Raw genomic sequence first — 13192 nt, forward strand, 5'->3', positions numbered from 1 at the left:
CCTCAGTTTTATTTTTCAACTTTTAACGATTCAATATTATTAGTAAGGTCTACTGATGGGTTAAAAGTGTAGGTTTAGTCCGCTGTTTCCAAAGGATAGATGGTAACCCCTTTTACTACGCGATTAATAAATCCATCAGGACTTGGATTGTCGGGATTTAAGCCTAAAGCTACCGATTTCTTCGCAGCCAGTAATTGGCCAAACATGAGGTAGAGTAACGCTAACTCTAAATCATTGAGGTTGGATGACTCCGGTAACGTGAGTGTGTGAGGACGCTGTTCTTCTTGAGCATCTAGCACGACGATTTGATATTTATCTTTTACTTGGTCCACCTCTTCAATAATGTCTACTTCATATTGACGAATATAAGTATGATTACTGCGTAGCATAATAAAGATGGCATCCTCGCTCAAACCTGCTTTAGGACCATGTCTAAACCCAAGTGTTGTTTCTCGAGCGATCTCAATCTGACCTGATGTCAGCTCGTTTAATTTCAAACTCACTTCTTTAGTTAATTCTCCAATTAATCCTGTTCCTACGTAAAAGACCTTTGAATAGTCTAATTGACTGACTGCTTCTGCTTGTTTTTCAATCCAATCAAAATTATCATGCGCAATGTCGAAAAATGACTCGTGGTAAGTTCCGCCAAATAGGACATAAACCGCAAATAACATTGATGAGAAACTAGACGTCATCGCTAACGATTTGTCATTCGTTTCATCAGGAAGGACGATTTTAAAAACATGATCATTTTCTTCAGATGCCCCTAAAAAGCCTTCTTTATTGTTTGTGATATACAAGTGATACGCATGCTTAGTCAGTTGATTCGCAATTTCAACGGTTCCTTTTGTCTCTGGACTATTACCTGAACGTGCAAATGAGACGATTAAATAAGCCGTGTCCTCCTGAATGTACACTTCGGGGTTTGTCACGAAATGAGTCGTCGGCACAGACTCAAATTCAAAGGCTTTTAAAAGGTCGGAGTGACATGCCATGCGTGCCACATCGCCGACATAAGCACTAGAACCTGCACCAGTGAATAAAACTTTTAACTTTTTCCCTTGATTTGCATCTTCGATATGTTTGATAAATGCTTTAAAGCTGTCTGCTTTTTGAGCAACGATATCGGCTGTACGACGCCACATCTCGGGTTGTTGCTTAATTTCTTTATAAGTATCTGTTTGATTTAACACAATAATAACCTCCTTGTTGGTATACCTTTACATCAATTTGACGGTATATTTATATTTATTGCTGCCGGTAATACTTTGGGTATATTCAATCACCGCATTACCGACATAACTCAAACGTTCAATATACATCGAACTGTCATTTTCTTTACCATTGAGTAGCGCAGCATGTTTTTTACTAAGTTTGCTTGCTACTAAATTTTCATATGCATTCGTAATTTGAATGTTGTAATGTTGATTCAACGTTTCATAAAGTGAAACTTGATTAAAATCATATTGATCTAATCCCTCGCAAAGCGCCACAGGCAGGTAACTCACCTCATAAATGAGTGGCTTATCATTGGATAAACGCAATCTTTCTAATTCATATACACGGTCACCTTTCTTAAGCCCCATTTTTTCTTGTAAAAACGGTGACGCTTCAATACTTTGAATATTGAGCATTTTCGTACTCGCTTTGTCACCATTTTTTTCTATTTCGTCTTTGAAGCTATATAAATTGTTTAAAAACTGTGTATATTGATTGCCCAATACAAACGAGCCTTTACCATGTTCTCTTTTAATAAAATGATCCTTTTCTAAAAGATCTAACGCTTCTCTCACTGTAATACGACTAACCTCGAAATCTTTGCAAAGTTTTCTTTCTGAAGGTAATTTACCCCCTTCTGCGTAAGTTCCAGATTCTATCCCTTTACGAATAGATTCATAAACTCGAAAGTACAAAGCTGTATTCTTTTTATCCACTTCCGCACCTCCAACCAACTGGTTATAACCACTTATAGTATAACTTCTGTTTTTTAAGATGTAAAGGCTTACATAGAATGTAATTTTAAATTCTTTTTCAAACTTAGTATATTTTTAAAAATACCAATACAATTATGATGCGCTTTAAAAATATAGATGTTTATGTTAATCCTCGTTTAGTGACACAAGGATTACTACATGCTTTTAACAGAACAAGATAGGAATAACATTAAATACAATAAGTTGAAATGATAATATAAAAAGCGAAGCCCAAAAAGGACTCCGCTTTCTAATAGAACGCTTATCTATTCACTACTGACCACCAAGAAAATATTAGCCAAAGCATTCAACCTTCTTTTAAAAAGAACTGTTTGAGTGCTTTTATCTACTAGTGAGATTCATAGCGACACATGTTCTTGTTTCATCATTTGATAGCCTACAGAGAGATGCGTCCGAATATATTGTGGATTTTTTGGCCTAAATATAATTTGAATGCATAACTTCTTCCTACAATCCTTCAAATACTTCTTTCCTTTATCTAAAATAATAATTTCGTACAAATTTTTTAAAATCAACATACTTATACCATTGTGACTATTATGCATTCTATCCCTTAATTTATCTATCTCCTTTCATAACCACAATAAGAAAATCATGTCCAGTGACGTAATGCCACGTTCTGATTAAGATATAGATATATGCATTTTTGTCCTATATTGGGTCATCCTCGTTAAAAAAATAAAGGAGCGCAATTGCTCCTTTTTACAGTTAGTAAGATAACTCACAACTTTTGGTCCAACCACTCATAGATACACCACTAATAGTTTCAGGACAATCTTTAGTGACTGTTGGAATAATACCACCTGCGCCCACTAATGTTTTTAATTCCTTATGAGACACAGATTCAGTTGTATCTTGGACAAACAGTTCTGCATTTGTTTTTCATTTAAAAAAATCCTAATTTAAATCTCATTATGCTTCTAATTTGTAAGTAATAGCTTATAATTTTACTAACTACGTGTAATGTAGCAAATTTAATGTGCAAAAGTCAATAGTTCACTACTTATTAAAATATTAATTTTTTTAATTGCTTTAACTTCTTGCTAAGATTGTAAAAACCTTCATATTCATCATTAACACTTATATACCATACTATAAAATTTTATTTTATATTTTATACCTATTATTTCAAAGTGTTTATAGAGTATATCACTACTTTATTTACTATTTCGTCATTAGTAGTGTTGCTATTTTTCCAATCATAATAAGATGAATTTCTAAAGAAAAATGAAGCAAATCAGTTTAAATACAGTTTAATTAACCAAAAATTTGTTAGTCTACTTCTTTATACCTCCATAAATAGAGCGATGAAGAATTTTATGATGTTAAAATTCTTCATCGCTCTATATAACTCGAATATATAAGAAAGCGCTTCAAGAAAATCTCCCTTATATCATGATATAACAACGTCATCAGACCATTTATCCTATTCTAACATTACAGTTTAGTGTGTTGTACCTAATATAGCTTTAATATCTGTATCATTTTCAATACACGTTTGAATCGCAATTTTCAACCCTTTTGTCATCGTTTCAATCGACATAGAGGGCTGGTTTGGCTTTTCAATCACTTGTTCTGGAGCAAAAGGCACATGGATAAATCCGGTTTTCAAGCCAGGATAGCTTGTTGCCGCTAAATACAAGAGTTGATACATAATATGATTACATACGAATGTGCCTGCACTATTTGAAAGGCTTGCAGGGACACCTTCTTTCTTCATTGCTTCCACCATTCTTTTAACAGGTAACGTCGTAAAATATGCCTCTGACCCTTCTTTTTGAATCGGTTGATCAATAGGTTGTTGATTGTCATTATCTGGAATACGCGCATCATCAATATTAATCGCGACACGCTCAGGTGTCATTTCATATCGTCCTCCCGCTTGACCCACTGCTATCACCATATCGTATGTTTTCGTTTTGAATTGTTCTTTAATGACCTCAATACTCTTACCAAAGACAGTTGGGATTTCTAATATATCAATGGGATGGCCCTTAATTTCAGAAGGCAAACCTTTTACCGCTTCAAATGCAGGGTTTACTTTTTCACCACCAAAAGGATCAAAACCCGTAACTAAAATATTCATATGAACTCCCCCTTTTTAAAATGCTAAAATATACATTAATCCAATATGTATAAAAATTAATAGCACTGCCATTGGAATTTGTGCTTTAATTACACCCAGTTCATCTTTCATTTCTAATAATGCGACAGGCAAAGTGTTGAAATTCGCAGCCATAGGTGTCAGTAACGTTCCACAAAAGCCACCCGTCATTGCAAGTGCCCCTGCAATCACTGGGTCCCCACCGATAGCAATAACAAACGGAACACCTATACTTACGGTGATTACCGTAAATGCTGCAAAGGCATTCCCCATTAACATAGTAAATAGAACCATGCCGATTATATATGCAGCTGAGCCAATTAATGCATTCCCCTCAGGTAAAACGCCAGATATTCCACGAGAAATGGTTTCGCCCACGCCACTCACAGTAAATAAAATCCCTAATGCTGCTAAGAATTGAGGTAAAATGCCAACCGTTCCGATTTGTTGAACTAATCGATCACTATCGTATAAACCTATTTTAGGTTTTGGTCTTAAAACGATATATCCAATAATCAATGCAATTACAGATGAGGCCCCAATACCCACTGCGCCCCCAAGTGGTGTCCAAGTAGAAATAATAATCGCAATTACGGCTAACGCAATCGCCGGAATAAATAACTTCACACCGTATTGAGCAGCACCACGTTTTTCAATTTCAGGGTCAACCTCAACAATTTTTCCTATTTTTACATTTTTAGTAATGGTTAAAGCCCCCATCGTTAGTACAAACACACCGTTGAGCCAATTAGGAATATACGGTCCTATGATAAAAGCCAAACCTAATATTATCCAAAATAATGTTGTACCGATACGCTTTTCGTTTGATGGGTTACGAAATACACGCCAAGCGGTATAAAAAAATTGTAATCCAATCAATATGTAAAACAACTCTAGAATACGATTAATGACTATTTCATTCATGTGGATACCCTTCTTTCACATCATATCTACGTGCTAATTTACGATCAAAGTGAATATTTTGTATGACCCCAATCAATAACGTCGCAATCGCAATTGGAATTGAATATAATACAATCTCTACCGCTGAGACATTAATATCAATAGACTGAAATGTCGATACAATAAGTAACACACCTGAAGAGCCTACAAATAAATTTTGACCAAAAAAGTTTCCGTAATTCTCCATTGCAGAGATATGTGCTTTAAGTTTTTCTTCATCTTTACTATTTAAATTCTGTTTATATTTCGTTTTGGCCGCAGCTTGTACCATTGGATTCATTAAAGGTCTTACAAACTGTGGATGCCCTCCAATACGTATTGAGGCAAGTCCTGCCAATTCCCGAATAAAAAGGTATAAAGACATAATACTGCCTGACGTGATGCCTTGAACCTTATTAATCAATAGCGTTGCTTGTGTTTTAAGACCAAATCTTTCAATCGTGCCGACCATTGGTAACGTTAAAATAAATAGAGAAACCATCCGGCTATCTACAAACGCTTTGCCAATCGTATCTAAGATTTCGATAAAATTCATTTGAGAAACGAGTCCAGTGACAACCGCCGCGATCAACACCGTACCAATCGTATCCCATTTGAAATAAAAGCCTAATACAATGATGATAATACCTAACAATTTTAACCATTCCATTTAGTCATACCTCCCCTTTTTTCAGTATAATATAAGACTTTCAATAATATTTCAATTTTCCAAATATTCAAATTATTTATACTTAAATAAATTGATACCCTATTTTTTCTCTAGTGCTAATACATAATCGATAATCCTTTTTTGTTTAAGTCGTTAAAGTGTGGTAACATCATCATGAATTAAAAGTCGAGATATAATATAAAGGATTTAAGATATGATGAAAACAAATTTTTGGCGTGAATTGCCACGCCCATTTTTTATTTTGGCGCCTATGGAAGACGTCACAGACATCGTTTTTCGGCATGTTGTGAGTGAAGCCGCACGACCAGATGTGTTTTTCACTGAATTTACCAATACTGATAGTTATTGCCATCCTAATGGGAGACAAAGTGTTCGAGGCCGCTTAACATTTAGTGAGGATGAGCAACCCATCGTTGCGCATATTTGGGGTGACAAACCTCAACATTTTCGTGAGATGAGTATCGGTATGGCCAAGATGGGCTTTAGTGGGATTGATTTAAATATGGGTTGTCCTGTAGACAATGTGGTTAAAAACGGCAAAGGATCCGGATTGATTCTACGTCCTGAAACTGCAGCAGAAATTATACAAGCCGCTAAAGCAGGGGGGCTACCCGTAAGTGTTAAAACACGCCTCGGTTATTATGAAATTGAGGAGTGGAAAGTATGGTTAAAACACGTTCTTGAACAAGACATTGCGAACTTGTCCATTCACCTCCGAACACGTAAGGAAATGAGTAATGTTGACGCGCACTGGGAATTAATTGAAGCTATTAAAACAATGCGCGACGCGGTTGCACCGCAAACCTTGTTAACTATAAATGGCGATATTCCTGATAGACAAAAAGGTCTCGAATTGGCTGCCAAATATGGTGTAGACGGTATCATGATTGGTAGAGGTATTTTCAATAATCCTTTTGCTTTTGAAAAAGAACCGCGTGAACATACAAGTAAAGAATTATTAGACTTATTAAGATTACATTTAACGTTATTTGATACGTATTCAAAAGATGAAACGAAACGATTCAAAAGTTTACACAGATTCTTTAAAATCTATGTACGTGGCATAAAAGGGGCAAGTGAACTAAGAAACAAACTTATGCAAACCCAATCAACAGACGAAGTACGTGCATTGCTGGATACATTCGAAGCTCAACTGGAAGAAAACGAGCAATAATAAGTTATTAAAACATAAGGAAGTCTCTTAATAGTGATTATCTCATCAAAACACGCCTAAAAGTTGAATTACAACTTTATAGGCGTGCTTCTTTATGAGGTCGAAAATGATACTCTATTTAAAATATAAATTGCTTTCTTTAACTATATTAAAGCAACGTATCACTCTGATTCATTAAGCGATTATATTCTTCTAAATATACTTTTTCAGCATCCGAGCCACGTTCTGCAGAATTCATTGCGCGGTGCCATAAAGGATAAATCGGTTGGGGTTGCGTTAAATCTGTAATGGTTTGATATTCTTCTTTCGTTAATTTGAGTTGATATGAAGCAATATTCTCTTTTAGTTGTGCTTGATTACGAGCTGCTAGTACAATAGAATCAACATTCGGACGCTCTCTTAACCACGCCAAAATGATTTGAGGGACGGTTGCATTATGCGCTTGAGCAATATCTTGAACGCACTCAATGAGACGATAAAACAACTCATGATTTTTCACATAGGGTTCTGCCCAACCATCACCTTGACGTGTATTCGGTTCTCCTTTTTTCTCACGCGTAATTTTACCAGTTAGCAATCCTTCTCCTAAAGGTGACCAAATACTGTTCCCCACCCCTAAATCTACTCCTGCAGGTAAGAGTTCATACTCCGCTTCTCTAGACTCAGGTGTGTAGTATATTTGTTGAGCAATGGGGGGTGCCATATTATTTTCCACTGCAGTTGTATACGTTTTCGCTAGTGTCCAACCACTGTAATTAGACACACCCCAGTAGCGAATTTTACCTTTACGAATCAAATCATTCATTGCCTGGATAGTTTCTTCAACGGGTACTTGACCATCCCACGTATGAACATAATATAAATCCACGTAATCTGTACCTAATCGCTTCAACGAATGATCAATTGAACGCTCTATATTTAAGCGTGATGCACCAACATTATTTGTAATGTCATTGTATGGAAAGCCTGTCTTTGTACTGATCACCATTTCATCTCGGTGATGTCTAATGCCCTTACCTAATGCAAGTTCTGCATCGCCTTTCGCATATAAATTTGCAGTATCAAATTGATTAATGCCCTGATCTAAAGCGTAATCTATAAAATAGGCGATGTCTTTATCTGACACACCACCCGCATTTTCAAAACCGTTCGTTGCAGAAAAAGGAACAGACCCTAAAGCATATTTCGAAACCCTTAATCCTGAATTCCCCATTTTTGAATAGTCCATAAACACTTTCCTCCTTGAATGTCATCTTTAATGAGATTATTCCCTTTTTAAAGTCACTTAAATGTTGACTTCTATAAATTGAAAAAATAAATTCAACGCTTACTAAACATCTTAGGAGAAGTGAATAAATATGTTTCACTCTTTATTCATAGGGTAAAATGTTAATGTACTTAATTTTAAGGAGGAATAGTGCCATGAACTTTGATGATATTAAGAAGAAAGGGCAAGATCACTTAAACGAACATAAAGATGAGTACATTGAAAAAGGTAAAGAATACGCTAAAGATAAATTCGGTGGCGACAAAAAAGACGAAAACAAAGACGAAAACAAATAATGTAGTAAGTTAACATGCTCATATGAACGATAATAGACTGCTTTCAACCGAAAGTAGTCTTTTTCATTTGAATTCTGAGTGAAATATGGTGTGACATGATGAATCATTGCCCTTTCAAAGTCACAACATTGAAATAAGACAGTTGGTAAGTCTAACTTTCATGATGTATTAACAGGGTTTCACTTACTCCATTTTGCTCGTGATGAAGAAATGATTTAGAAATAAATAAAGAAGAAAACCATTTGAAAAGTTTGTGAGACTATCAAAAGGGAATGTAACCACTAACAAAGGAGGATGTTATAATGCCTTTTGTAAAAAGTAGAATGAAAAATGATTTAGCCGAAGACCCACGTGTTAGTGAAGAAAGCTTCACAACAGACCACGAACTTCAAAACAGCGCATTTGAACGTTTAGGTAAAGACATCGTCATTATTGAAGTTTTATCCATTATGAATATTGTCTTTGCGGTTCTCTCGCTTTCACTTTTAGGTTTATTATTAAGAGAGCGAAACAAATAGAATTTATATTTTAAAAACCCTGTGCCCTTATAAGCTAGCGCAGGGTTTGTTCGTGTATCGTTTGTCATTATTTTATCAAATCATTTAAGTCTGTGATATCGAAGTTTAAGATTACTTAAGCTCATGGTTAGAGAATTATGAGTTTAATCGAGATTTTAGACTCCTGTCAGACTTCCATGTTTTATTATTTGACCATAGGATGAATTAACTCAAACTTCATGTCTATAGTCACTTTCTTGTAGTGGTAGATGAAATACGCGATTCACAATTGTGTGACTTAAATTTCTATGAATACTATTTTGCATCGTTTACATTTAATTGGATAGCATCATTTTATTTAACTTTATAAAAGCTTAATCAATCATGTCCTAAAATACCAAAGGTCATATCACGAATAAAAGCAGACCTGTAGTTTTGGGATTCATTTTCAAGATTTTTCTTAAATTTTAAAATATCAAAGGGTTGATCAACAAGTTGATACTTTTTAATCCTTGGCAATATAATATCTATTAGCCAACCAAAATCATTGCTATTTGAAGTCTGAATCACTGCTTCAGCCTTATAATCTATGACATCTATATTTAATTTATGAAATAGCGAATAAATCTTTTGTCCTATGTGTATATCCCCACCTTCCTTCTCTATTGTTTTCCAAACTGTTTCAATCGCATATTGATGTGTAGGAAGTTGTCCGCCCCCACACCTCCATTAATGGCATCACTTTAAAAAACTCATCATTTATGATACGCTTCCCCTCTGTTTATCTTAAACGCGCGATACACTTGCTCTAACAATACGACGCGCATCATTTGATGTGGGAAGGTCATTTTACTGAATGATAACGCAAAATTGCTTCGTTTCATGACGTCTTGGTGTAAGCCGTTCGATCCTCCGATGATAAAGGTAAAGTCGCTTGCACCTTGCGTCATGCGTTGATCCAATTCTTTGGCGAGGCCTTCAGAGCTCAACATTTTCCCTTGGATTTCTAGTGTGATGACTGTGGATTGGGGTTTGACTTTGGCTAGAATGCGTTGGCCTTCTTTTTCTTTCACTTGCTCGATTTCTTTGTCACTCATAGTTTCGGGTGCTTTTTCATCTGGCACTTCGATAATGTCAATTTTTGTATAGGCACTTAAACGTTTTTCATATTCTGCAATGGCCTGTTTCCAATATTTCTCTTTTAATTTTCCAACCGCGATGATGGTGATTTTCATAATTTCCTCCAGTTTGTTTATAACTCTTGAGTTATCCACAAATTATTCAGTTATTCACAGGTTTATCCTCATTATACCGAATTTGCATAAATTATTTAACACTAAACTTCGATTTTATCCACTATAATTGTGAATAAGTCTGTGTATATGTGTATAACTTTGTGAGTAAAAGGGTTATTAACATGTGGATTATTTATAGATCTCCACTTTTGTGCACATATTTGGGGATAACTTTTAGCGTTTTTTGCACATTTATTCATGTCATTTTATCAAATTCACACTTCATGCGGTATCACAATTTTCAGTTATGTATATGTCATGAATGTCTCTTTTGTTCAAAGCACTCTCTTTGTATATTTTCCTCTAAGCATAGAAAAACCGCTTTCTATTAAATCGGAATGGACTGATTACATTAAATTAAGAAGTTAGGAAATAACGGATTGCTTTATCCCTTTTTCATTTTATAATCATAAAGTTTTGAATATTAATGGCTATTTTAATACAACTTAAATCAGTAAAATTGAGTTGCTAAACTAGATTTTAAGCATAGGGTTGCGAATAAATATAGCAAATTTGATTGATTCCAAAGCCGAGACTTCTGAGGCATCTAGCCGAATCCGAAAATCCATTTTAAGATTGAGATTGTCTCAATCTTAAAATTAGTTGAGGTGAGGCGCCTAGAAAAGCGAGGCTTTACGGAACAATCAAATATATGTAATTATTTATATATCAGTAGGATTTACTATAGAACTAGAAAAACAGGAGCCTATTTTTGGGCTCCTGTTATATGAAACACATGGTGATGTATAAACCGAGTAACGTGATAAAAAGAACGGAGATGGTGATAACAATGCCTATTTTAAAGTACAGGCCCCAACTGATTTTTACGCCTTTTTGATTAAGCACATGGAGCCACAATAACGTCGCGAGTGAACCAATAGGTGTGATTTTAGGTCCTAAATCAGCACCGATCACATTTGCGTAAATCATGCTTTCTTGAATCTGTGCTGACACTTGTGCTTGACTGATCGCAATCGCATCAATCAAGACGGTCGGCAGGTTATTCATGCTAGATGAGAGGAGTGCCGAAATGAAGCCCATACCCATAATACTTCCAAATAATCCATAGTTTGAAATGGATGTGAGCACATTGCCTAAGAGTTGCGTAATACCCACGTTTTTGAGGCCATACACGACGATATACATGCCTACTGAAAAGAACACGATATTCCACGGTGCACCTTTCATGACAGCTAGCGTATTCACGGCATGTGAAAGATTATAGCCACCGTACATGCGATGAAGGAGACAGGCATTTTGAGCCATTCACTCAAAACATAGCCAATCATTAACAAGATCAAGATACCCAAGCGAGTCGGAAGAGGGTGACATCTTTAATCGCTGTATGCGACGCTTTTATATGTGTTGCATCAAAAGATTTTGGCACTGCTTTTTTAAAATATAGCCATGAGACGACGATGTTCGCGCTTAGCGAAAAAAGGTTCGGTATTATCATGTGTTTGAGATAGTCCGTAAATCCTATTTGAAAGTAGTCTGCCGAAATGATGTTCACCAAATTACTAATCGCAAATGGTAGTGACGTCGCATCTGCGATAAATCCACAAGCAATCACAAAAGGGAAGACTGCCCGCGCTTTAAATCCAAGGTGTCGCACCATAGCTAGAACGATGGGCGTTAAGATTAACGTTGCGCCATCATTCGCAAATAACGCCGCTATAATAGCGCCTAACAACATCATATAGAGAAACATTTAAACCCACTGCCTCGAGAAGCATGAGCTATATGAAGCGCTGCCCATTCAAAAAGCCGATTTCATCTAATATAAGAGAAATAATAATTAATGCGATAAATGTGAGCGTCGCATTCCATACGATATGTGTCACGGTCACCACATCGTTTAGCGTGACCACACCGACGAGAAATGCGATGAGTGCCCCTGTGACAGCAGTAATGCCGATGTCTACTCCTTTTGGTTGCGATATGAAAAATAATAAGGTGAGACCAAAAATAATTACAGCGAGTAGCGTCAGCATCATACATCAGCTTGAATTTTAGAAACGTTGTCCTGCTTTGATTTTTTAGACATCCCGCTTCCCCCTTAGTGCTATCCCAAATTTGAAAAAAGGGTTAAAAACGCCTTCTCTCGTTTTTAACCCTTCGTGTCGTTACAATGTATAAATCGGTGTCGCTTGTGCTTTATCTGTATCGCATAATTTCACTTCATTGATGGTATCAATATCATGTTCGCGTAAAATTTGGCCGACACTCATACGCGCCAAATCTTTCATATTGTTGTCTTGTGAAAGATGCGACAAGTAAATACGTTTCGTTTGACCCGTAATGACATCTGTCATCGCATGTGCAGCGTCTTCATTCGAAACGTGACCCATATCACTTAAAATACGTTGTTTCGTCTTCCAAGGATAGCGACACATGCGCAACATATCGACGTCGTGATTGCTTTCAAAAATAAAAGCATCACTTCCTCGAATCATTCCTTTCATACGGTCAGACACATAGCCTGTATCCGTAATCATCGTTAGCTTCTTATAGTCATTATGGAAAATATAAAACTGCGGATCAATCGCATCATGTGAAACATTAAAGGACTCAACATCAAATCCCGCAATAGATTTTGTTTCATATGGATTGAAAATAAATTTTTGTGCAGACGGAATACGTGAATCTTTCTTTTCGATACACGTCCACGTTTTTTCATTCGCATAGACGGGCAAGTTGTATTTTCTTGCGAGCACGCCTAAGCCTTTAATATGGTCGGAATGTTCATGTGTGACAAGAATCCCGTTTAAATCTGAAATTTTTCGGTCGATTTGATCGAAAAGTGCTTCCATCTTCTTGCCTGTTAAGCCGACATCGACTAACAAACTCCCTTTATCACTTTCTACATAAGTGGCGTTACCTGTACTCCCACTTGCGAGGACACTCATTCGTATCAAGTGACCACCCTTTC

At 36.1% G+C, this 13192-nt stretch carries 13 protein-coding genes and 1 pseudogene; 3 read left to right on the forward strand and 11 right to left on the reverse strand.

All coding sequences use genetic code 11. The features are described 5' to 3' along the window. Positions 1-74: 74 nt before the first annotated feature. From G8Y84_RS00485 to G8Y84_RS00510, 6 genes are all read right to left on the reverse strand, one after another. Complete coding sequence (locus tag G8Y84_RS00485; RefSeq protein ID WP_107366567.1) at positions 75-1193, reverse strand: SIS domain-containing protein; 1119 nt, start codon at positions 1191-1193, stop codon at positions 75-77. Between the two features lie 27 nt (positions 1194-1220). Continuing rightward, positions 1221-1934 (reverse strand): GntR family transcriptional regulator, encoded by a 714-nt coding sequence (locus G8Y84_RS00490; protein ID WP_103159408.1) that lies wholly within the window; start codon positions 1932-1934, stop codon positions 1221-1223. A gap of 768 nt (positions 1935-2702) precedes the next feature. Further along, positions 2703-2861: a type A2 lanthipeptide gene (locus tag G8Y84_RS11545; RefSeq protein ID WP_107366565.1), complete on the reverse strand. Its 159-nt coding sequence runs from the start codon at positions 2859-2861 to the stop codon at positions 2703-2705. 577 nt (positions 2862-3438) lie between these two features. Continuing rightward, positions 3439-4080 carry a pyroglutamyl-peptidase I gene (gene pcp, locus G8Y84_RS00500; protein WP_165806042.1) on the reverse strand — a complete coding sequence of 214 codons (642 nt, stop codon included), beginning with the start codon at positions 4078-4080 and terminating at the stop codon, positions 3439-3441. Positions 4081-4095: 15 nt separating this feature from the next. Continuing rightward, on the reverse strand, positions 4096-5022 hold the full coding sequence (locus G8Y84_RS00505; protein ID WP_105963050.1) for a DUF979 domain-containing protein: 927 nt from the start codon (positions 5020-5022) through the stop codon (positions 4096-4098). Next, positions 5015-5710 carry a DUF969 domain-containing protein gene (locus G8Y84_RS00510; protein ID WP_107378396.1) on the reverse strand — a complete coding sequence of 232 codons (696 nt, stop codon included), beginning with the start codon at positions 5708-5710 and terminating at the stop codon, positions 5015-5017. Before G8Y84_RS00510 ends, G8Y84_RS00505 begins: the two co-directional genes overlap by 8 nt. 217 nt (positions 5711-5927) lie before the next feature. On the opposite strand from G8Y84_RS00510, the gene G8Y84_RS00515 reads away from it, so the two are divergent. Next, positions 5928-6905, forward strand: coding sequence for a tRNA dihydrouridine synthase (locus G8Y84_RS00515; protein ID WP_210433432.1), 978 nt, complete (start codon positions 5928-5930; stop codon positions 6903-6905). Between the two features lie 148 nt (positions 6906-7053). Here G8Y84_RS00515 and G8Y84_RS00520 read toward each other — a convergent pair whose 3' ends face one another. Further along, positions 7054-8133, reverse strand: a complete 1080-nt coding sequence (locus G8Y84_RS00520; RefSeq protein ID WP_107366686.1) for an aldo/keto reductase — start codon at positions 8131-8133, stop codon at positions 7054-7056. Positions 8134-8327: 194 nt separating this feature from the next. On the opposite strand from G8Y84_RS00520, the gene G8Y84_RS00525 reads away from it, so the two are divergent. Beyond that, positions 8328-8468: a hypothetical protein gene (locus G8Y84_RS00525; RefSeq protein ID WP_165806043.1), complete on the forward strand. Its 141-nt coding sequence runs from the start codon at positions 8328-8330 to the stop codon at positions 8466-8468. A gap of 302 nt (positions 8469-8770) precedes the next feature. Continuing rightward, the gene (locus G8Y84_RS00530) at positions 8771-8986 is read left to right on the forward strand and encodes a hypothetical protein (protein ID WP_107366685.1); all 216 of its coding nucleotides are present in this window, start codon (positions 8771-8773) and stop codon (positions 8984-8986) included. A 357-nt stretch (positions 8987-9343) separates the two neighbouring features. Here the strand turns inward: G8Y84_RS00530 and G8Y84_RS00535 are convergent, their stop codons facing one another. From G8Y84_RS00535 to G8Y84_RS00565, 4 genes and pseudogenes are all read right to left on the reverse strand, one after another. Continuing rightward, positions 9344-9535: a hypothetical protein gene (locus tag G8Y84_RS00535; protein ID WP_107366684.1), complete on the reverse strand. Its 192-nt coding sequence runs from the start codon at positions 9533-9535 to the stop codon at positions 9344-9346. Positions 9536-9720: 185 nt separating this feature from the next. Beyond that, positions 9721-10200, reverse strand: coding sequence for a 23S rRNA (pseudouridine(1915)-N(3))-methyltransferase RlmH (gene rlmH, locus G8Y84_RS00540; RefSeq protein ID WP_037575283.1), 480 nt, complete (start codon positions 10198-10200; stop codon positions 9721-9723). A 783-nt stretch (positions 10201-10983) separates the two neighbouring features. Beyond that, a pseudogene (locus tag G8Y84_RS11275) lies at positions 10984-12254 on the reverse strand (arsenic transporter). A gap of 132 nt (positions 12255-12386) precedes the next feature. Continuing rightward, positions 12387-13169: an MBL fold metallo-hydrolase gene (locus G8Y84_RS00565; RefSeq protein ID WP_037575285.1), complete on the reverse strand. Its 783-nt coding sequence runs from the start codon at positions 13167-13169 to the stop codon at positions 12387-12389. Positions 13170-13192 lie beyond the last annotated feature (23 nt).

This window comes from Staphylococcus sp. 11511212 (assembly GCF_011394755.1).
Classification (GTDB): Bacteria; Bacillota; Bacilli; order Staphylococcales; family Staphylococcaceae; genus Staphylococcus; species Staphylococcus chromogenes.

Excerpts from the sequence above, each read along its gene's own strand:
- G8Y84_RS00530 (WP_107366685.1), top strand. The coding sequence starts at position 8,771 with ATGCCTTTTGTAAAAAGTAGAATGAAAAATGATTTAGCCGAAGACCCA.
- G8Y84_RS00565 (WP_037575285.1), bottom strand. The coding sequence starts at position 13,169 with ATGAGTGTCCTCGCAAGTGGGAGTACAGGTAACGCCACTTATGTAGAA.
- G8Y84_RS00525 (WP_165806043.1), top strand. The coding sequence starts at position 8,328 with ATGAACTTTGATGATATTAAGAAGAAAGGGCAAGATCACTTAAACGAA.
- G8Y84_RS00505 (WP_105963050.1), bottom strand. The coding sequence starts at position 5,022 with ATGAATGAAATAGTCATTAATCGTATTCTAGAGTTGTTTTACATATTG.
- G8Y84_RS00510 (WP_107378396.1), bottom strand. The coding sequence starts at position 5,710 with ATGGAATGGTTAAAATTGTTAGGTATTATCATCATTGTATTAGGCTTT.
- G8Y84_RS00515 (WP_210433432.1), top strand. The coding sequence starts at position 5,928 with ATGAAAACAAATTTTTGGCGTGAATTGCCACGCCCATTTTTTATTTTG.
- rlmH (WP_037575283.1), bottom strand. The coding sequence starts at position 10,200 with ATGAAAATCACCATCATCGCGGTTGGAAAATTAAAAGAGAAATATTGG.
- pcp (WP_165806042.1), bottom strand. The coding sequence starts at position 4,080 with ATGAATATTTTAGTTACGGGTTTTGATCCTTTTGGTGGTGAAAAAGTA.
- G8Y84_RS00520 (WP_107366686.1), bottom strand. The coding sequence starts at position 8,133 with ATGGACTATTCAAAAATGGGGAATTCAGGATTAAGGGTTTCGAAATAT.